Origin of the sequence: Flavobacterium chungangensis, assembly GCF_042654045.1 — a bacterium.
Taxonomy (GTDB): domain Bacteria; phylum Bacteroidota; class Bacteroidia; order Flavobacteriales; family Flavobacteriaceae; genus Flavobacterium; species Flavobacterium chungangensis.
On the sequence record NZ_JBHSFY010000013.1, the window covers coordinates 159,473 to 180,775 of the forward strand.

A 21,303-nucleotide genomic window follows, 5' to 3' on the forward strand; every position below is an offset into this window, starting at 1 on the left:
CCGTTTGTAGTTTTAAATCTACAACGTTGTAGATTTATTGGCACAGCAAAAACAAGTCTTGTAGTACTTTGTAACGCTATATTTGCGTTATTAGGTTAAAAGCAAAATGCAAAACGTATGAAGGTAGGGGTAATTGGTTTATGTAGTTTTACAATGGATTTTGTGAACCGTATGGTCAAGGCTGGGCATCAGGTATTATTAAGTTCTACGCGAGAAAATCGTCAGTTTAAAGATATGGCGGAGACTTTGGGAGAGAACGTAAAATTGGTTAGCAAAGATGAAGCTGCAAAAGCCAGCATTTTAATAGTATTTATTCCGCGAGAAGATGTTGGATTGTTCCTTACAGACTTGCCAGATATGAACGAAAAAGTAATTATATACGAGAGCAATCCGATTTTTAGTTTAGAATGCTTGAAGCCAAATTCTAAATCATCATCTGAAATTATTGCTTCTCTTTTGCCGGAAGCTCATGTTATAAAGGTGCTTAATATAGTTAATCCAGAAGTGTTTTCTATAATAAACCAAAAGCAGAATGACGATGAAATATTTTATACAGGATTGAATAAACAGGCAAAAAATAAAGCAAAAACATTTTTTAAAAGCCTAAATCTCGTCGGAGTAGATTTTGAAGAATTGTACCAACTTCCAGTGCATTCTTGTTTCCTGAATTAAAAGAGGAATATATTACGAAACCAGCTTTGAATAAATTAGAATTGTTCAACCTCAAATGTTCCCAGAAAAGCTAACTTTCTGGGACATTTTTTTTGGTTTAAATTGCGCAATAGTTGCCTTTGCGTTAATTTATTCCGTAGGAACGTTTTATTATGTTCACAACATTCATTCCGCAAAACAGGTGTCCCTAGCGGAATATAATTTCATAAAAAAAGCTGTGCAAGGGCTCAGACTTGCACAGCTTTTTACAAAAACTCAAAACTACTTATTCGTATTTTAAATATTTTAGGACATCCACTTTTGTTGCCTGATACGCTTTTGCTAAAACAATACATAAGGTAAGAAATAATAAAAGCAAAAAAGAAAGTAGAAACGGCAGCATCGGAATTTCGATTCTAAAAGCAAAATTATTCAGCCATTTCTGCAATAAAACATAGGCAGGAAATACAGCAATAAGAAAACCTATTGCACAATAAACTACATATTGTTTAGATAATTCTTTTAATAAGATATTGGTTTCTGCTCCCAAAGTTTTTCGAATCGCTATTTCTTTCATTCTCCTTTGAATGGAATAAGAGGCTAAAGCAAATAATCCAAAAAGAGCAATTAGAATGACGACAATATTTAATAGCGAAAACAAGTTGTTTTGTTTCACATACGACTCATAAGTTCTCGCGTATTGCTTATCAACAAAATCATATTGAAAAGGATTTTCGGAATCTACTTTTGCTTTCCAAAAATTTTCAATGCCTGCAATGGTATTTTGTATGTTTTCTGGCTTTAGCTTTATGTAAACAACGTTCATCTCTGCAGCCATATCCAAAGATTTAACATGATAGAAAGTCATTGGTACGATACTGGATTCTGGGCTTAGAAGATTGAAATCTTTTACAACTCCAATAATTTTCATGGGTTGATTGCCAATTCTAATTTCGCTGTTAATCGGATTTTTAATATTCATCAGTTTTAATGCTGTTTCATTTATCAAAACAGAATTTACCGTATCTGAAGCTAGTTTTGTATTAAAGTCACGTCCTTGAATGATTCTTATGTTCATCAGATCTAGCATTCCATAATCTAGTCCAATTGCTTTTTGTTTAAAGAGTTCCTCTTTGTACCAGACTGGCCACAAAGAATTATCATTTCCGTCAAATGCAAGCAGTCCTGTCGAAACTTTAGAAATACCGTTTAGCTTTGATAACTCTTCTTTTATCGTATTATATCGATTATAAATTCTCTTAGTGCTTGACTCTCCTTCAAAATAAGACGAAGGAAAATTTAAAGAAACAGCAATAACTTGATCTCCTTTAAAACCTAAATCTTTATTGCTTAAATATTCTATTTGTTTATAAACTATGTTAGAACCAATGATAAAAAATGCAGCAATCGAGAATTGAAAGACTAGCATTCCGTTACGAAGCCAAATGCCATTTTTACTTCTTTCAAAATTACCTTTTAATACATTTATCGTTTCAAAATTAGAAACATAAAGTGCAGGAAATAAGCCAGCTGCTAAAATTGTAATACTAAAGATAATAACAAGTTGCAAGTAGAATTGGGCATTTATGATCGTTAGATTTTTACCAAGAAAATTATTGTAGTAAGGAAGCGTTAACTCAACAATTACCAATGCCAATAAAATAGAAAAGCAGGTAATTAAAGCCGTTTCAAAAATAAACTGTAAAACAATTTTGCTTTTTGAAGCTCCAAGAATCTTTCGTATTCCAACTTCTTTAGCACGTTTAATGGCGTTTGCTGTTGCCATGTTAATATAATTGACAATTGATAAAATCAAGATCAAAATAGACAATCCAGCCATTATTAAGAGAAATTGATAATTGCCTCTTCCTTCTGGATAACCGTCTAGTATAGAATGCAATCTAGAGTCAGAAAGCGGTTCCATAAAGACTTTAAAATGGCCAATTTTCTTTTCCATTTCAGCAGGAGACATTCCAGCTTCTTTCGAGTTTTTTACAATAATTTCGTCATAGTATACTTTTTCGAGCATTGTCCTTGTACTCTCAATTTTTGAGGGATCTTTAACCTTCAACAGTATTTTTAAAACAAACAAACCTTGGTTTTTGCTCAAATCGACTAAATCTTTCATTTTATTGACAATTACTGTCGGGGCGATAGAAGAATTTCCTGGAATGGTGTAAACAGTCTTAACAGTGAACGTTTCTGATAGGCAATTAATCTGTTTGCCAATAGGGTTTTCGGTGCCGAACAATCTTTTTGCAATGTTTTGCGAAATTGCCGCACTTGAGCCTTCTTTTAGAGCCGAAAAGCTATTTCCTTGAATTATTTTAAAGGGAAAAAGAGAAAAGAAACCATTTTCCACGTTGATAATTTTATCTGTAAATTCTTTTTTTCCTTTATAGATTATTTTGTCTTTCTGATACCAATCGTCTGCATAAACGATTGTCTCCACATTAGGGTCATTTTTTAAATATGCTTTTAATCGAACCGAGTTTTCGGCAACTGCCGGCATATCGCCAAGTTGAACCAAAACCTGATAAACCTTATCTTTTTCTGGATTCCAAGCATTGTAACTATGTTCGTCGTTCCAATATAAAAGCGCGAAAATTAGACCTGAAATTCCTATTGACAATCCGAGAATATTGAGAGCAGTAAATAATTTACTGTGTTTGATTTGATAGATAAATATATTGATCCAGTTCTTTAGCATTTTATTGGTGTTTTTTATGGTTGGGTGGTTAGTTTCATATAGGTTTGCTCCGCCTGTTTGCTTAAGCTCGGATTGCCGATTCTAGCAGATTGTTTTTAATCAAAAAATAGTCTGCTAGAATCTGCTAAAACCTTATTAACTCTGATTGTTATTGGGAGTTTGAAATCGAAAAACTCAAACGACTTACTCGTATTTTAAATATTTCAGCACATCTACTTTGGTTACTTGATAGGCTTTTGCTAAAACAATGGTCAGCGTTAAAAATAACAGTGATACAAAAGCAACTATAAAAGGCAGAAACGGAATCTCAATTCGAGAAGCAAAGTTTTCAAGCCATTTTTGCATTAATAAATAAGCGGGAACAATTCCGATTAAGAAACCAATTACGCAGAAAATCACATATTGTTTAGATAGTTCTTTCAGTAAAATAGTGGTTTCTGCACCAAGAGTTTTTCTAATCGCAATTTCTCTTAATCGTCTTTCCATAGAAAACGAAGCTAGAGCAAACAGACCGAAAACAGCTATTAGAATTACCACAATATTCAGCAGCCCAAACAAATTTCTCTGATCCTGATACTTTTTGTATGTTCGGGCAAAGTTTTTATCTACAAAATCATATTCAAACGGATATTCCTGATCTACTTTAGATTTCCAGAATTTATTAATGGTTGCAATTGTTTCTGGCATTTGCTCGGGCGATATTTTGATGGTGATATTTCTCATATCATTAGACATCCAATCAAAAGCTTTAATATGGAAGAATATCATTGGAGCCACATTATATTCTAAACCGATGTAATGGAAATTTTTGACAATACCCACAATTTTAAATTTCTGCCCACCAAAAAGAACTTCTTTATTTATAGGATCTTTTACCTGAAGTGTTTTTGCAGCGGTTTCATTCAATAAAGCACTCGAAATGCTATCTGTTGCCAATTCAGGATTCAGATCTCTTCCTTTTAATATTTTTATACCTAAAAGGTTCAGTTGTCCAAAATCCATAGGCAATTGCTGCGTAATTACTTCTTTGTTTGATTGATAATGAAGTCCTTGCCAAGAATTGTCATTGCTTCCAATAGAAAACATTCCAGCAGAAACATCTTCAACACCTTTAATTTTCTTCAGTTCTTGTTTAATGGTTTTATACCTTTCGTATTGATTTTTTCCTTTTTGCGGTTTAAAGTCAATATCCATAACCTGAGATCCGTTAAAGCCCAAATCCTTCGCCATCATAAAGTTTACCTGTTTATAGACAATAAAGGATCCTATAATGAAAAGTGTAGCAATAGAAAATTGTAAAACAAGCATTCCGTTACGAATCCAAACACCGTTTTTGCTTCGAGAAAAATTGCCTTTTAAGACTTTCAGTGTTTCAAAATTTGCTATATAAACTGCAGGAAAAACGCCAGAAACCAATATCACAACAAAGAAAATAACAATTAACTGAAGGTAAAATTGAGTTCCAATCAAAACTAGATTTTTGTCGAGAAATGCATTATAAAATGGCAAAGAAAGTTCTACAATTACCATGGCTAGCAGAACAGAAAACAGCGTTATGAGTGTAGTTTCAAATACAAACTGAGCTATAATCTGAGATTTTGTAGCACCCACTATTTTGCGAACACCAACTTCTTTGGCTCGTTTTACAGCATTTGCCGTAGCCATATTGATATAATTGACAATTGATAAAATTAAGATTAGGATCGATAAGCCCATTACTATTTTTAAGAACTGTAAATTGGCGTTTTTTTCAGGAAAAGCATAATTGCCCTGCTGAAGTCTTGCTTTTGTAAACGGAAGAAGCCTTGATTTTATAGGGTCTCCATATTGTTTAAAAAACTGTTTTATCGATAAGCCTTCAGCTTTTGCCTGTTTTTTATAATAGTCTTCAAGAAATATTTTGTCTAAATTTTGAATGACTGCAGTGGTATCGCTGGGTTTTTTGAGCTTTAACATTAATCCGTAACTAAAGCCCCAATTATCTTTATTTTGTTCTAATTCCTCTTCTACAATCGGAGTTATTACTGAAGGCATTACCGAAGATTTTTCAGGTATTTTGTAAACACCGCGAACAACAAAAATGTGATCTGCATATTTTAGTTGTTTACCCATTGGGTTTTCATTCTTAAAAATTCGTTCTGCAGTTTCTTTAGAAAGCACCATGCTATTGCGATCGCTTAGAGCTGTTTTTGCATTACCTTGAATGAATTCAAAAGGGAAAAAAGAAAAAAAACTCCTTTCGGCCGAAAAGATTTTGTCAACCAATTCGATTTTTCCGTTATACTGAATAGTTTCCGTGGTATAGTTTACTCTGAAATAACAGTATTTATCCAAGTATGAGGTAGTTGCATTAAGCATTCTACCTGGAATTGGAGAATTTGTTGTCCAGATGTTTCCTCCGCCAAAATCGTTCATTACAATGAAGATTTTGTCTTTTTCAGGATTCCACCGATCGTAAGCGTGTTCGTCGTTCCAGTATAGAATCGCAAAAATTAAACCTGCAATTCCAATACTCAAGCCCACTATATTTAAAGCTGTAAAGAATTTGTTATTCTTGATATGATATACAAATATGTTAATCCAATTTTTAAGCATCTTACTCGTATTTTAAGTATTTTAAAACATCCACTTTTGTTACTTGATAGGCTTTTGCTAAAACTATTGTCAGCGTAAGGAATAACAAAGACACAAAAGCAAGAAAAAAGGGTAGAAGAGTGATATCTATTCGGAATGGGAAATTTTTAAGCCATTTCTGCAACAATAAATAAGCAGGAACAATTCCGATTAAGAAACCAATTATACAGAAGATCACGTATTGTTTAGACAATTCTTTCAGTAAAATATTGGTTTCGGCGCCAAGTGTTTTTCTGATTGCAATTTCTTTTAATCTTCTTTCCATAGAAAAAGAAGCTAGGGCAAACAGCCCGAAAACGGCAATTAGAATTACAACAACATTCAATAAAGCAAATAAGTTTCTTTGATCTTCGTATTTTTTGTAAGTGCGCGCAAAATTTTTGTCTACAAAACTGTATTCAAAAGGATATTCGGCATCTACATTTTTGGCCCAGAAATTCTTTAGCGTAGCAATAGTCTGATCCATATTTCTAGGAGAAACCTTTACCGTAATAGATTCGATATTTCTCTGTGTCCATTTTTGGGCATTGATATGAAAGAAGATCATCGGACTAATTTCTTTATCAAGACCAGAACAGTGGAAGTTCTTTACAACTCCGACCACTTTATATTTTTCGCCCTGCCAATCGATGATTTTATCTACAGGATTTTTTTCGTTCATTGTTTTAGCTGCCACTTCGTTCAGTAAAACATTAGAAATCGTATCAGAAACCAGTTTATCGGTCAGGAATCTTCCTTTTAGCAGTTTAACGCCTAACATTTCCAGCATTCCAAAATCTGAACCCAATTGCTGAATGATAACTTCTGGATTATTTTTATAATGCAAACCGCCTCTGGAGCTCCAATCACTTCCAATAGAAAAAGCAGCCGCAGAAACCGCTTCAACACCTTGAATTTTCTTCAGTTCTTGTTTTATGCTTTCGTAACGCTCAAATTGACCTTTATCTTTTTGTTCCCTAAAAGAGATATTCATTAACTGTGATCCATTAAAGCCTAAATCTTTTTCTACCATAAATTGAACTTGCTGATACACAACAATAGAACCGATGATAAAGAAAACAGCAATCGAAAATTGTAAAACAAGCATGGTATTTCTAAGCCATAAACCGTTTTTGCTGTGCGAATAATTTCCTTTTAGAACATTCAAAACCTCAAAATTTGAAATATAAACCGCAGGAAAAACACCGCTTACAATAATCACAAGGATAAAGATTACAACAAGCTGAAGATAAAACTGAGATCCCGCAAGAACCAATTCTTTGTTTAAAAACTGATTGTAAAAAGGCAGAGAAACTTCGACAATTACGAGTGCCAATAATAAAGCAAAAAGCATGGTCAAAGCAGTTTCAAATACAAATTGAAGCACAATCTGTCTTTTTGTAGCACCAATAATTTTTCTCACACCCACTTCTTTTGCACGTTTTATAGCATTGGCCGTAGCTAAATTGATATAATTGACAATTGACAGTAATAAAATGACAATAGACAATCCCATTAAGATTCGTAAAAACTGAAGACTTCCTGTTCCTTCTGGAAATGGATAGCTTTCATTGTGGAGCCTAGAATTTTCAAATGGAACTACTATGGTTTTCAAAGGTTCTCCGTATGTTTTTATAAACAGTTCAAGCGTCATGCCTTCATTTCGTGCTTGTCTTTTATAATTTTTTTCTAAGAATATTTCATCTAGAGCTTTTTTTGCCAGTGGAGCATCACTCTTTTTTTTCAATTTTAGCACTAAACCATAATTGAAGCCCCAATGATCTTTATTTCTTTCAAGACTTTCTTCAATGGTGTTGGTAACCACATCTGGCATGACAACCGATTTTCCAGGTATTTTATAAACACCACGAACTATATAGGTTCTGTCATCATATTTTACCTGTTTTCCGACTGGATTTTCATTCTTAAAAAACTTAAAAGCAGTTTCTTCAGAAAACACAATGCTTTGAGGTTCTTGAAGCACAGTATTGGGATTGCCGTATTTGAATTGATACGGAAAAAAAGAAAAGAAACTTTTTTGTGCAGAAAAGATTTTATCTACAATTTCTGTTTTGCCATTATATTGAATCGTCTCCTTTGAGTAATAATCAGTAAAATAGCAATAATTTTCTACATATGGAGTAGACGATTTTAGAAGTGGCGCTGTAATAGCAGAGTTTGTAGCAAAAATATTTCCTTTTCCCACATTATTCATAACAATAAATGTTTTATCCTTTTCGGGATTCCATTTATCATACGAATATTCGTCGTTCCAGTACAGCGTTGCAAAGATTAGTCCTGCAATTCCGATACTTAAACCAAGAATATTTAAGATGCTGAAAAGCTTGTTATGCCTTAATTGATATATAAATATATTGATCCAATTCTTAAGCATAAACTAGTTGTTAGCAGTTACCAAAACGTCCACATTTCTATGATTTACTTTTTCAGAAAGGATTTCGCCATCTTTCATTAAAATAGTTCTTTGCGAGAAAGAAGCGTCATAATCAGAATGTGTTACCATCAAGATTGTCGAACCGCCGGCATGAAGATCGGTCAATAGTTCCATAACCTCATTTCCGTTTCTGCTGTCTAGGTTTCCTGTTGGCTCATCGGCCAAAATAATTTTCGGATTATTGATTAAAGCTCTCGCCACAGCCACACGCTGCTGTTGACCTCCTGAAAGCTGCTGTGGAAAATGTTTTAATCTGTGTGCGATTCCTAAAATTTTTGCGATCTCGTTTACTCGCGATTTTCTTTCGGCAGATGGAACATTATTATAAATCAAAGGCAATTCGATATTATCGAAAACAGATAATTCGTCAATTAAATTGAAATTCTGAAAAATGAATCCGATATTTTCTTTTCGGGCTTGCGCTCTAGATTTTTCCTTTAAACCTACCATTTCCTGATCAAGGAGTTTGTAGCTTCCGCTAGAAGCGCTGTCTAGCAATCCAATAATGTTTAATAAAGTCGATTTTCCGCTTCCAGACGGTCCCATAATCGATACAAAATCGCCTTGATTGATAGTTAACGAAATTTCACTTAATGCTTTGGTTTCTAATTCCTCAGTTCTAAATACTTTTGAAAGTTTGGTAATGGTAATCATAATTGGACTGTTTTAATTTTTGATTGATTTCTTTTAAAATTTTTATGCCCTTTGGAATGACAGAAACAAGTCTGAAAATTAAGATAAATTATTTTTAATTTATCGCTATTTATTTTGTTATTTGTACTTCCGAAAGAGGTTAATTATTAATGATTTACAAGTTCTAATGTGATTTTCGTGCCAGTAAATTAAACATTCTAAACACCTTGTTTTTAAGGGATTATTTTTTAATAAAAATTTGAACTGTCCATAAGTGGACACCTTTCGTCCAAAACTGAACAATAATGAAAAAGACCAACGCATCTATTTTAATCATCGACGATCAGGAAGACATTCTTTTTGCATCAAAAGTCTATCTGAAAAAGTATTTTGAAAACATTTATACCCTCAATAATCCAAAAAATATTGTCGAATTATTGGCAAAAAATGCCATTGATGTTGTCCTTTTAGACATGAATTATAGATTAGGATTTGAAGATGGAAGGGAAGGTTTGTACTTATTGAAAGAAATAAAAACGCTTTCGCCTAAAACGGTTGTAATTTTAATGACGGCTTTCGGAAAAGTAGAAACGGCCGTTGAAGGCTTAAAATCGGGTGCTTTTGATTATATCTTGAAACCTTGGGAAAATAAAAAGCTTTTAGAATCGGTAAAACAAGCAGTTGATAAAGCCCGAAAAGAACAAAAGAAAACTAAAGACATTGAGATAAAAGAGGACTTTTTTGTTGGCAGTTCTGAAATTATAAAAAAAGCCTATTCTCTGGCAGATAAAGTGGCAAAAACCGATGCGAATGTTTTGATTCTAGGCGAAAACGGAACAGGGAAATTTGTTCTGGCACATCATATTCATACCCAATCTGAAAGAAAAAATCAGCCGTTTATTGCAGTTGATTTGGGTTCTTTAAATTCGAATATTTTCGAAAGCGAATTATTTGGTTATGCCAAAGGCGCTTTTACCGATGCTAAAACGGATACAGCGGGACGTTTCGAAATGGCACAGAACGGAACCATTTTTTTGGATGAAATAGGAAATGTACCGCTTCATTTACAATCAAAACTTTTGCAAGTTATTCAGACCAAAATGGTAACAAGATTGGGAGAAACAAAAGCAAGACCGTTGAATGTGAGAATTATTACAGCAACCAATTTGAACTTAAAACTAGAAGTTGCCGATAAAAACTTCCGTGAAGACTTGTATTATCGCATAAATACGATGGAAATTGTTTTGCCTCCGCTAAGGGAAAGGCACGAAGATAAGATTCCGCTTGCCGAATATCTTTTGGATAAAATGATTGAAAAATATAACCGAGACGAAATTACCTTTGATAAAAAAGTCTTGGAACAGATTGAAAAACATGCGTGGAATGGAAACATTCGCGAAATGGAAAATAAGATTGAACGTGCGGTTATTCTTTGCGAAAACAACACCATAACGGTTTCCGATCTGGATTTAGAAACGATAACGCCTTACGAGGAAAACTCAGATGATATTCAGCTTTCTTCGGTTGAAAAAGCAACGGTCGAAAAAGCACTTCTCAAAAACAACAATAATATCAGCAAAACGGCCGAAGAACTAGGCTTGTCAAGAGGAGCGCTGTACAGACGTTTGGAGAAATTTAATATCAATATCGACTAATTATGTTAAGGACTTTACAAACTTACAAACTCCTTTTTCTGCGATTAATTTTTATAGTGATCGGAATCGAATTGTCGCTGTATTTCTTTAGAATTGGTTTGCTTTTTACGGGAATTTTTGGTCTCTGCATGGTTTTTCTATTGGGCAGGGAAATGTATTTTTATGTTAGAAATATGGTTCTGATTTATAATAAAACCATTTCTTCAATCTTGCAGGATGATTTTAGTTCCGATTTCTCTAAGCATAAATTCAACAGTACTTATAATGAGCTGTTTACTTTGTATGAAACCTTAAAAAGCAAGCAAAACGAGCAAGTTACAAGAGATATTATTTATCGTTCGATTTTAAATAACATAGAATCGGGTGTTATTATTTTGCAGAAACAAGAAAAAGATTGGAGTATTTTTTTGATGAACGATTATTTTTCGAGTCATTTTAATGTCCCGAAAGTTTCGAAATGGAGATATCTTAAAAATCAGTTGCCGTCTTTATGTGAAATAATCGAAGAAGATGATTTTCACGAAATTAAAACTTCAATCGAGATTAGCATAAATGAAAAAAGCAAACAGACCTTTGTTTTGCAGGCTTCACGAACTGAAATTTTCGAACAAGATTATTTTATTGTTTTGTTGGATTCGATTCAGAACGTAGTAGAGAAAAAAGAAAAAGATGCGTGGATTAATTTGATGAAAGTGATTTCGCATGAATTGCTAAATTCTATAACGCCAATTCGTTCAATCTGCCAGAATTTGGAGGATTTAGTAGAACAAGATTCGCTTTCGACAGAAGACTTAGAAGACATAAAAAACAGCGTGCAGACGATGCTGAGACGAAGCGATCATTTGCAGAAATTTGTTGAAGGGTATAGAAAACTGGCCATGCTTCCTTCTCCTAAAAAAGAAAAAGCAGAATTGCAGCATCTGGTTGACAGTTGTATTCAGACTATGAATCCGTTGTTTAAGAAAAATAATATCGAAGTAACCAATGCCGTTGCCCAAAACATTTTGATCAATGTCGATTCTCAACAGATAGAACAAGTGATAATCAATTTATTGACCAATTCGATTAATGCCTTAGAAAACAGTAATCTGAAGCAAATTTCGATTTCGGCGGAAGCCAAAAACAATCGTATTTTTATAAAAGTTTCGGACTCTGGAAAAGGAATCGAAAAAGAAATTGAAGAAAAGATATTTCTTCCCTTTTTCACCACCCGAACTGAAGGAGCAGGAATCGGACTTACTTTGTCTAAAAATATTATTGAAGCACACGGCGGTTATATTTCGCATAAAAGCGAAAATAATACCACTGTTTTTGAGATTTCTTTGGTTGAAGATTAACAGAATAACGGTTAAAATATCTTTTTAAAATTTGGATAATTTTTTTTGTTTAAATTTGTGAAAGAGGAGTTGCAATTTGACTCTTTTAAATAATAATAATATTAAAATAATGAGTACAAATTCAACTTCAGCAATAGCTTCTAGCTTTCTTAATGATCTAAAAACACAAACTGCTGATTCTCATAAAAAATTAGAAGAACTTCCGGTTTCCATGTCAATTATGTCTCCAGACATGAAAATTGAGGAATATGCGAAATACTTAAATCTGATGCATGATGTTCATCAAGATACAGAGGGAACTATTTTTCCTTTGTTTGCAAATCTAATCGACGATTTAGAACAAAGAAGAAAAAAACAGCTTATAGAAGCAGATCTTTCATTTTTAAATTATGAATTGACTCCTTCAGAGAAAGTTTTTAAGACCAACGGTATTTCGGTTCCTTTTGCGCTTGGTATTTTATATGTAGTAGAAGGTTCCACACTGGGCGGAAGGTTTATTTTAAAAAATGTTTCAAAAGTACCACAACTTTCAGGAGATAAAGGCGTTTCTTATTTTAATGGTTATGGAGAAAAAACAGGAAGTTTCTGGAAATCTTTCTTGAATTTTCTCTCTGAATACGAACAAGAAAATAATTGTGGAGATAGTATTATAGAAGGAGCTGTATTTGCTTTTGATAGTATTTATAATCACTTTGAGAGCAAATAAAAAGAATGAAAATTAAGGATATAGTTAATCGCGATATCGTTACGTTAACCAATTGTGAGCATGAACCTATACACATACCAGGTCAGATTCAGCCTCACGGTTTTTTGCTTGGTATAACACTGCAATGGAAAATAGATTTCTGTTCAGAAAATGTTGCTGCTTATTTTGGTATTTCCCACAATCAAATGTTAGGAAAAGATTTTGCAGCAGTTTTTGGAGTTACAGCCGAAAATGAAATTTTAGCTTACACAAACGGAGATGAGTTTAAAGACGCTTTTCCTCTGGAGATCGAATTGTTGGGTAGCTTATTTCAAATAAACATTCATAAAAGTGAAGGAATTTACATTCTTGAGGCTGAATTACTGTTTGCAGATCAAGAAAAACTCGCTGATGCTTACAAACAAACGATTCAGTTTGTAAGTCAGATGAATAAAACTACTTCGCTTAAAGATCTCTGCGCACTTGTAGCACAAGGAACGCGCGAAATAACGGGTTATGATCGTGTCATGATTTATCGTTTTGATGAACAATATAACGGAGAGGTTTTTGCCGAAGATTGCAGAGAAGATCTAGAACCTTTTTTAGGATTGCATTACCCTCATACCGATATTCCAGCCCAAGCAAGAGAATTATATATTAAGAATCTGTTGAGGCTGATTGTAGATATTGATTATGAGCCTGTTCCAATTTATACGGTTGATGATAAAGAGGGAAAAAATCTCGATTTAAGTCTTTCTATTTTAAGAAGTACATCACCGATTCACGTAGAATACCTGAAAAATATTGGAGTTGGCGCAACATTGACGATTTCTCTTATTCATCATGGAAAATTATGGGGACTAATTGCCTGTCACCATTATTCAAAGAAAAATATATCTCCTGAAATTAGACTTGCAGCAAAACTTCAGGGACAGTTTATTACTTCTCAAATCGATATTAGACAATCTAATGATGAGTATCTTAGTGCCCAGAAAACGAATTTAGCATTAGAACAGTTGACTAGCTTGGAGCTTCCTGTTTTAAAAGAGTCTTTAGAAAAAATTGTTAGTGCACCACAATTGTTAGAAATCGCAAATGCTTCTGGTGTATCTATTATCACTAGAGATAAAATCTATAAAAATGGTTTAACGCCATCTGATGAACAAATTATTGATTTACTCAGACATCTCAAAAGTAAAAAGAATACTGATTTTTTCTCAACGAATAAGATTAGTGACCATTTTCCAGAATTTGATGAAAATTCTAATTTCGCTGGAATTATTTACCATTCACTAGGTAACAATGGGCATGTAATATGGTTTAGACCAGAAACGATTTCAGAAATTAAATGGGGAGGCGATCCAGAAAAAAGAATTGTAAAAGACAGTAAAGGACTCCATCCAGGAAACTCATACAATATTTATAAACAAATAGTAAAAAACCAAAGCAGTAACTGGAAACTTTATGAAATTAATGCTGCTTCTCAATACACTCATACGTTGTACAATCATTTGATTTTGATTATGTTAAGTGAAGAGGAAGAGAAGTATCGTAGTCAAAGTGAAATTTTGAAAGAAACCAACTCTGAGCTTGAAAACATCAACTGGATCAGTACGCATGATTTGCAGGAACCGTTGCGTAAAATTCAGCTTATTACTTCTAAAATGCTTTCGGAATTAGATGTTATTTCTACAGAATCAATTTCGAATTCTTTGCAGCGCGTTTCTAAATCTGCCAACAGAATGAGCGGCTTGCTGGAAGATATTCTGAAATATACCCGTATAAAAAATACGAGAGAGAAGCTGGAAGAAGTAGATTTAAACAAAATATTGAAGTCTACGATTAAAGAGATGCATGAAACTATCGCAGAAAGTAATGCTATAATAGAGCATGAAAATCTTCCGGAAGTTCACGCTATCAGTTTTTTAATGCGCCAGCTATTTAATAATATTCTTCAGAATTCAATCAAATATGCTTCCTCAGAAAGACAGCCTAAAATTGTAATCACAGCTTCTCAGGAACCTGTTCTGATACACGATAAATACAAAGTATATTGTCACTGGGTTCGTTTCTCTGATAATGGTATTGGTTTTGAACAGCAATATGCAGAATCTATTTTTAAAGTTTTTACAAGACTTCACACGCAAGAACACTATACAGGTTCGGGTATTGGACTTGCTTTATGTAAAAAGATTATGCAGACAGTTGGAGGAGATATCCAAGCAGAAGGGAAACCAAATCAAGGTACCGATATTATTATTTATTTCCCTTGCGATCCCGAAGACACGCTTTTGCCTTTGTAAATAAGTTTTTTTTCACGCAGATTCAACGGATTTAAATAGATTATAAAATAAAATCTGCTTAAATCTTTTTAAATCTGCGTGAAATCTTTTAAAATATTAGTTTTTTCTAATCAGCATTTTTAATTTTTTACTTTTAAAATTGACTTCAGAAATAATAGTCGCCGAGAAAATTAAAGTTCCGCCCAAAAGCAGTCGCCACGAAAGATTTTCTCCTAAAATAAAAAATGCTCCAATTGCCCCGAAAACAGGTTCAAACAAATAAATAACCGCTACACGTTCTGCCGATAAATAACGCTGTGAAATGTTTGAAACCGTATACATAAAAGCTGTAGAAAACAAAGCACAGTAAACAGCACCAAGCCAAAAAGTATCGTTTTTAGGGAACCAAACCGCTTGAGAATCTGTAAGTGCAATACAAAAAGTAAATAAAGCACAAAACGCAAACATAGGAACAATCGAGTACAAAAGATTTTTGGCAGCTGAATGTTTTTCAACAGAAATTAGATAAACGGCAAAAGCAAATGCGCCAGAGATTGTAAATAAATCGCCAACGTTTATGGTAAATTTATCTGTTATAGCAATAATAAATAATCCCGTTAAAGCGGTGAGAGCGGCAATCCAAATCTTTAAAGGCGTATTTGTTCTGTAAATCGCCAACTTCAACATCGGAATAATAATTACGGTCAGTCCTGCTATGAAAGAACATTGTGAAGCATCGGTATATTTTAACGCGGTCGTCTGTAATTGAATCCCTAAAAACATGGGAACGGCAAGTATAAAACCGGTTTTAATAGCTTCTCGATTAATGTCTTTAACGTATTTCCAAAAAACAATGCTCAATACCATTACGGCCAGCAGGAAACGATAAAATAAAAAAATGTTGAGCGAATAGTGGCCAATTGCCATTTTGGTAACGGAGTAAGAAACGCCCCAAAAGGCAGTGCCAAGAATTAATAGAAACAATAATAGCTGTCTTCTTTCCATTTTAAATCAATACTTTTTTCATCATTAAATCAGTTTGTTCATCGTTGCCTAATCTAAAAATATGAGTGTCAAATTGTACAAAACCATTTTTAGTGTAGAAACTTACCGCTCTGAAATTCTTTTCCCAAACGCCCAGCCACATGTACGAAGCTTTTATTTCTTCGGCAATTTCTTCTGCTTGAGCGTACAACGCCTGCGCGACTTTCTTGCCATGAAATTCCTTTGCTACATAAATACGTTCTATTTCTAAAGCGTTTAGAGCTTCTTTTTCGGTTTGAGAATCGGCTGTATTCAGTTTCAGGTAACCCACTACTTTTTCGTCTAAAACAGCTAAATAGAAATAGGATGACGGATTGTCCAGTTCAGTAGCCAATTTTGCTGTTGCAAAGCTTTCATCCAGATATTTTTTCATGTTTTCTTCGCTGTTTACATCGGCGAAGGTTTCAGAAAAGGTTTGTCGGCCAATTGCTTGAAGCTTTAAAACGTCATCGGTTGTGGCTTTGGTTATTTTTATCGTGTTCATTTTTTATTTCTTTAATGCGTTAAAAGCTATTTTTTGTTTGCAATAAATGCGTAAATTGCATCAATGGATTTACAGCAGATTAAATATTTTTTGGCTTTGGCCCGCGAACTTCATTTCTGGAACACTGCCGGAAAAATGAATATTACACAATCGGCACTCAGCCGCCAGATTCAGTCTCTTGAGAATCAGCTTGGCGTTCAGTTGTTTGAGCGTAACAAACGCAATGTCAAACTTACTGCCACTGGCCAGTTCCTAAAAGAAAAATGGGAGGTTGAATTGAGTAAACTGGAGTTTATTCATCAATCTGCCCGCCAAATTCAACTAGGCGAGAGCGGTACGATTACCATTTCTCATCCCGATTCTATTTCGGCTTCTCTTATGCCCGAAATTTTATCGCGTATTTCAGAAGCTTTTCCAAAACTAAAAATCAAACTGGTTCAGGTGCTGTACGAGAATCAGCAGGATTTTCTGCGAAATTATAAAATAGATCTGGCGATTACCAGAGATATTAATAATGCAAAAGACATTCAATCTCAAAAAATACATACCGATCATTTGGCGGTTGTGGTTCCAGCAGATCATCCGTATCAAACGCCTGAGGATTTGACTAAAGAAACGCTTGCGTCTCAGAAGTTTATTTTACCAACCAATGATGAAGGCAGCAGTTACAGCGATATTATCCGAAGATTGTTCCATTCGTTGGAGAACGCTCCAGAAGTATATCTTCATTCTGAATTTGGTTCTTCTATAATCGCTTTGGTTCGTAAGGGACTTGGAATCGCGATTTTACCCGATTCGTATGTCTTTCATGAAATTCCAGGAATCCGATTTATCAAATTACCGCTAGAAACCGATTTATATGTCAATTGGAGAACCGAAGATCATAATCCTGTGCTTTCCAATGTTTTAAAATTGATTATTCCGTAACCGTTAAGCTCTCAGCATTCCGATATGTGGAATCCCATCTTCATCATACACTTCTCCTTGCTCTACAAATCCCAAAGATTGATAGAACTTGGATAAATGGTATTGCGCACTGATTCTAATTGGACCTTTTCCAAACTTTTCTTCACATCCCGCAATCGAAGCTTCCATTAGTTTTACTCCTAAACCTAATCCGCGATGCGATCTTGCAATGACAACTCTTCCGATTGAAACTTCATCATACGATACTCCTTTTGGAAGTAAACGAGTCACACCTGCCAATTCGTTATCGACATAATACAATAAATGAAAACCTTTCTGGTCTTTATTGTCTAAATCGAGATAAGGGCAGTTTTGTTCGACTACAAAAACGTCGCTTCTTAATCGAAGCATATTATACAATTCGTGATTGGTTAATTCGTCAAAAGATTTAATGGAATGGCTGAATGTCATTTTAATTTTAGGCTTTATTTTTTTGACAAAGATAAATGAGAGAATAATGATTAAAAATGCTATTTTTTTATCATGTGATGCTGGAAACGCATTAGTTTGTTTAAATTCCAAATTTTAAATCCCAAATTCCAAATTGAAAACTTTGTCAAAGTTTTAAACTTTGACAAAGTTTTACGAGCAGTTTGTGTCAACAGTTTGTCATTCCGAGGAACGAGGAATCTCCGCAAGTAGCTCCGTACAGAATGTCTCCAATCTTTGTCGAATCCCGCGTGTGATTCCTCGTTCCTCGGAATGACAAGATTGCGTAAATATTCTATGTGTTAGAAACTAGTTTCTTTCAATTTTCTTTTTTTGAGAAATAAAAATCTATGTTTCTATGTGTTTAAAAACAAAAAAACTTTGTCAAAGTTCGAAACTTTGACAAAGTTGAGGATAATCGTAAAATATATTTTTAGTGAGAAACCGCCTTTAAACCAACAATAGAACCCACCAATGTTGCTAAGAAAAACAATCTCCAGAAAGCTGCAGGTTCTTTAAAAACAAAGATACCTACTAGAACCGTTCCAACAGCACCAATTCCTGTCCAGACAGCATAAGCCGTTCCTAGAGGAAGCGTTTCTGTAGCTTTCATTAATAAAAGCATGCTTACCGTTAATGATATAAAGAAACCAATATACCAATAGTACATTTCGGTTCCTGTAGTTGCTTTTGCTTTTCCAAGACATGACGCGAAGGCTACTTCAAATAGACCCGCGATGATTAAAATAATCCAGTTCATATAGTTAAAATTTTGTGATGCAAAGTTCTTTTATGGAAATCAGAAAAAATTTAACAAATGATAAAAAATGAAAGTTATTTTAATCTGTTCTGCTCAAGAATTAAAATCTAATTTGATCTGCTAAAATCTTTTAAAATCTGCGTGAAATACTTTTGCGTATGATTTTTTCACGCAGATTTACACAGATTAAAGCAGATTTAAATATAATTAATTGGATAGATTTGAAAAAAAATCTAAACAGGTTATTTTATTTCTGCACGTATTCTGCTTAAACTGACTTGTGTTATTCCCAAATAAGAGGCAATATGACCTAATTGTACTCTTTGCAAGAGTTCGGGATGATCTTTCATTAATTCCAAATAGCGTTCAGAAGCATTTTTGAACTGTTTAGAAATCAAACGTTCTTCGGTTTTGATCAACTCTTTTTCGGCAAATTTTCGTCCCCAATTGGCAATGTGAACATCTTCATTAAAGAGTTTTCTTAGATTTTCGGTTTTAAGTTCGTACAACTCACAGTCTTCCAAAAGTTCGATAGTTTCATAACCAGGCTGATCCTCAACATAACTTTTCATCGAAATGATGGTTTCTCCTTCTTTTCCAAACCAAAACGTAACTTCATTATCTCTTTCTACATAAGCTCTTACCAATCCTTTCTTTATAAAATAAATATTTGGTTCTACTTTGTTAGCTTTTAGCAAAATGTGCCCTTTAGAAAAGGCTATTTCTGTAACATTGTTTTGCAGAGCAAGTTTAGACTGCTCAGGAAGTTGGTGTATGTGATCGAGAATTTTAGAAATATCCATCAACGGAATTTTAGTATTTTAGAATAAAGGTAAAAAGTAAAACGGCAAAATGAAGTTACTTTAATAAAAAAATCCCATTTCAAAAAGAAATGGGATATAAAACAACCTCTGCGATGAGCTATTATAAACAGAAGCCATTTTTGACCAACATATAAACTAATTTATTCCTCCGCCTAAAGCTTTATAAAGCAATACTTGAGAGTTTGCATTTCGAAGTTGGATATCGACAAAATCCAATTCGGCCTGCAATTTATTTTTTTGTGCATTGATGATTTCCAGATAATTAGCATAACCGCTCAAATACAAATCGTTGGAGATATTTACGGCAATTTCGAGATGATCAATTTCGTTTAATTTATATTTTAAAACATCTTCGTAAGCTTGATTTCTATGCAATAGAGCACTTAACTCGTTGAAAGCTGTTGTAACCGTATTTTGATACTGCAGAAATGAAATTTCCTGTTTTCTGTTGGAAACATAAAATTCTTGTTTAATCTGTCCTTTGTTGAAAACGGGAGCTGTTAATCCGCCCAATATCTGCCAAGCGAAAGAACCAGCGTCAAAGAAAGTGTTGAACGAAAACGAATTGAATCCTGCATATCCGCCCAAATTTACAGTTGGGAAAAAAGCGGCACGAGCCGATTTGGCATCTGCATTACTGGCTAACAATTCGAAGTAAGCTTCAGATACATCTGGTCTTTTGTGAATGATAGAATCCACACTGATTTTTTGGTTTAAAACCTCCAAATGTCCAGACAAGAAATCGCTGCTTCTGTCAATTTTTCCGCCATATTCGCCTAAAAGTGTTAATAGCGCTTTTTCAGTCTGATCAATGCTTAACTTTAATTCTGACGCTTCGGCGTGAATGTTATTGTTTTGCGCATTAAACTGCTGTACAGCCAATTCTGTCGCTTTTCCAACCGATCTTTGTGCCGAAACAATATCCAATGCTTTTTCCTGCGTTTTCAAGTTATTATCGTAAATCGCGGCTTGTTTGTCTAAAGCGATCAATTTGAAATACAAGTCGGCAACATCTCCTAAAAGACGCGTTTGCAGCAAACGCATTCCTTGCTGAGAAGCAAAAAATCGCTGTTGAGCTGCTTTTTTTCGATTGCTTAATTTCCCCCATATATCAGCTTCCCAAGAAACTTTGGCTCCTAAAAATAGGTTAGGAGTGACATCTTCGTTGATTCTTTGTTTGTCGCTAATATTTTGAGAAAAATTGGTATCAAAGTTACCAACTCCATCCATTGTATATTTTCCGTAATGTGTTCCCGAAGCATCGGCCACAAGATCTAAAGAAGGAAGAAGTGCTAGTTTTGCTACTTTTAAATGCGAATTGGCAATTAAAATTCTTTCCTGCATAATTAAATAATCAGGATTCTTGGTAATGGCTTTTTTTAATATTTCCTCTAATTTGGGATCTTTAAAAAATGTCTCCGTTTTTAACGGAATAAAAGGTTGAGTTTCAGTTGAGGCTTCTTTTTTCTCCCTATCAAAATTTTCTGGAAGCTTTGCTGCGTCTAGTTTAGTACTGACTTTTGGTGCCGAACAAGCCGTTAAAAGTAAAACTCCAGTTATTACAACGGCGCTTTTGGTTGTCCTTATCATATCAGTATTTTTATATTGATTTAATATCTCTTTCATTGTTTAATTTTATTTGTTCTATCTGCTAAGCATTTTTCAATCGTATTCATTAGCTTAGATTAATCTGTTAAATCTGCTTTAATCTGTATTAATCTGTATTAATCTGCGTGAAAAAATCTATGCGTAAAAAAATATTTCACGCAGATTTT

16 protein-coding genes are annotated in these 21,303 nt (G+C 33.9%); 6 read left to right on the top strand and 10 right to left on the bottom strand.

Features of this window, described 5'->3' with window-relative positions:
- Window positions 1–117: 117 nt before the first annotated feature.
- On the top strand, window positions 118–672 hold the full coding sequence (locus ACFO3N_RS19115) for an NAD(P)-binding domain-containing protein (protein WP_379800443.1): 555 nt from the start codon (window positions 118–120) through the stop codon (window positions 670–672).
- A gap of 265 nt (window positions 673–937) precedes the next feature.
- On the opposite strand, the gene ACFO3N_RS19120 is transcribed toward ACFO3N_RS19115, so the two are convergent.
- From ACFO3N_RS19120 to ACFO3N_RS19135, 4 genes are all read right to left on the bottom strand, one after another.
- Window positions 938–3,361 (bottom strand): ABC transporter permease, encoded by a 2,424-nt coding sequence (locus ACFO3N_RS19120; protein WP_379800445.1) that lies wholly within the window; start codon window positions 3,359–3,361, stop codon window positions 938–940.
- Between the two features lie 183 nt (window positions 3,362–3,544).
- Window positions 3,545–5,956 carry an ABC transporter permease gene (locus ACFO3N_RS19125; protein ID WP_379800447.1) on the bottom strand — a complete coding sequence of 804 codons (2,412 nt, stop codon included), beginning with the start codon at window positions 5,954–5,956 and terminating at the stop codon, window positions 3,545–3,547.
- A gap of 1 nt (window position 5,957) precedes the next feature.
- Window positions 5,958–8,369, bottom strand: coding sequence for an ABC transporter permease (locus ACFO3N_RS19130; protein ID WP_379800449.1), 2,412 nt, complete (start codon window positions 8,367–8,369; stop codon window positions 5,958–5,960).
- A 3-nt stretch (window positions 8,370–8,372) separates the two neighbouring features.
- A complete protein-coding gene (locus ACFO3N_RS19135; protein WP_250835859.1) occupies window positions 8,373–9,083 on the bottom strand; it encodes an ABC transporter ATP-binding protein in 711 nt (236 codons plus the stop codon).
- A 284-nt stretch (window positions 9,084–9,367) separates the two neighbouring features.
- Between ACFO3N_RS19135 and ACFO3N_RS19140 the strand changes: the two genes are divergently transcribed.
- The 4 genes from ACFO3N_RS19140 (at window position 9,368) to ACFO3N_RS19155 (ending at window position 15,042) form a co-directional block, all read left to right on the top strand.
- Entirely contained in the window at window positions 9,368–10,717 is a 1,350-nt protein-coding gene (locus ACFO3N_RS19140; protein ID WP_379800452.1) for a sigma-54-dependent transcriptional regulator, read from the top strand.
- A 2-nt stretch (window positions 10,718–10,719) separates the two neighbouring features.
- A complete protein-coding gene (locus ACFO3N_RS19145) occupies window positions 10,720–12,054 on the top strand; it encodes a sensor histidine kinase (RefSeq protein WP_379800454.1) in 1,335 nt (444 codons plus the stop codon).
- Between the two features lie 109 nt (window positions 12,055–12,163).
- On the top strand, window positions 12,164–12,760 hold the full coding sequence (locus ACFO3N_RS19150) for a biliverdin-producing heme oxygenase (protein ID WP_379800456.1): 597 nt from the start codon (window positions 12,164–12,166) through the stop codon (window positions 12,758–12,760).
- A gap of 5 nt (window positions 12,761–12,765) precedes the next feature.
- Window positions 12,766–15,042, top strand: a complete 2,277-nt coding sequence (locus tag ACFO3N_RS19155; RefSeq protein ID WP_379800458.1) for an ATP-binding protein — start codon at window positions 12,766–12,768, stop codon at window positions 15,040–15,042.
- A gap of 96 nt (window positions 15,043–15,138) precedes the next feature.
- Here ACFO3N_RS19155 and ACFO3N_RS19160 read toward each other — a convergent pair whose 3' ends face one another.
- Window positions 15,139–16,026: a DMT family transporter gene (locus ACFO3N_RS19160; protein ID WP_379800460.1), complete on the bottom strand. Its 888-nt coding sequence runs from the start codon at window positions 16,024–16,026 to the stop codon at window positions 15,139–15,141.
- A gap of 1 nt (window position 16,027) precedes the next feature.
- On the bottom strand, window positions 16,028–16,549 hold the full coding sequence (locus ACFO3N_RS19165) for a GNAT family N-acetyltransferase (RefSeq protein ID WP_379800462.1): 522 nt from the start codon (window positions 16,547–16,549) through the stop codon (window positions 16,028–16,030).
- Window positions 16,550–16,612: 63 nt separating this feature from the next.
- Between ACFO3N_RS19165 and ACFO3N_RS19170 the strand changes: the two genes are divergently transcribed.
- Complete coding sequence (locus ACFO3N_RS19170) at window positions 16,613–17,476, top strand: LysR family transcriptional regulator (RefSeq protein ID WP_379800464.1); 864 nt, start codon at window positions 16,613–16,615, stop codon at window positions 17,474–17,476.
- A gap of 3 nt (window positions 17,477–17,479) precedes the next feature.
- Here ACFO3N_RS19170 and ACFO3N_RS19175 read toward each other — a convergent pair whose 3' ends face one another.
- The 4 genes from ACFO3N_RS19175 to ACFO3N_RS19190 all read right to left on the bottom strand — a co-directional run bounded on the left by ACFO3N_RS19175 (window position 17,480) and on the right by ACFO3N_RS19190 (window position 21,154).
- Window positions 17,480–17,926 (bottom strand): GNAT family N-acetyltransferase, encoded by a 447-nt coding sequence (locus ACFO3N_RS19175; RefSeq protein ID WP_095927505.1) that lies wholly within the window; start codon window positions 17,924–17,926, stop codon window positions 17,480–17,482.
- Window positions 17,927–18,377: 451 nt separating this feature from the next.
- Window positions 18,378–18,704: a DMT family transporter gene (locus ACFO3N_RS19180; RefSeq protein WP_026728926.1), complete on the bottom strand. Its 327-nt coding sequence runs from the start codon at window positions 18,702–18,704 to the stop codon at window positions 18,378–18,380.
- 242 nt (window positions 18,705–18,946) lie between these two features.
- Window positions 18,947–19,507: a Crp/Fnr family transcriptional regulator gene (locus ACFO3N_RS19185; RefSeq protein ID WP_379800466.1), complete on the bottom strand. Its 561-nt coding sequence runs from the start codon at window positions 19,505–19,507 to the stop codon at window positions 18,947–18,949.
- Window positions 19,508–19,663: 156 nt separating this feature from the next.
- The gene (locus tag ACFO3N_RS19190; protein WP_379800468.1) at window positions 19,664–21,154 is read right to left on the bottom strand and encodes a TolC family protein; all 1,491 of its coding nucleotides are present in this window, start codon (window positions 21,152–21,154) and stop codon (window positions 19,664–19,666) included.
- Between the last annotated feature and the right edge of the window lie 149 nt (window positions 21,155–21,303).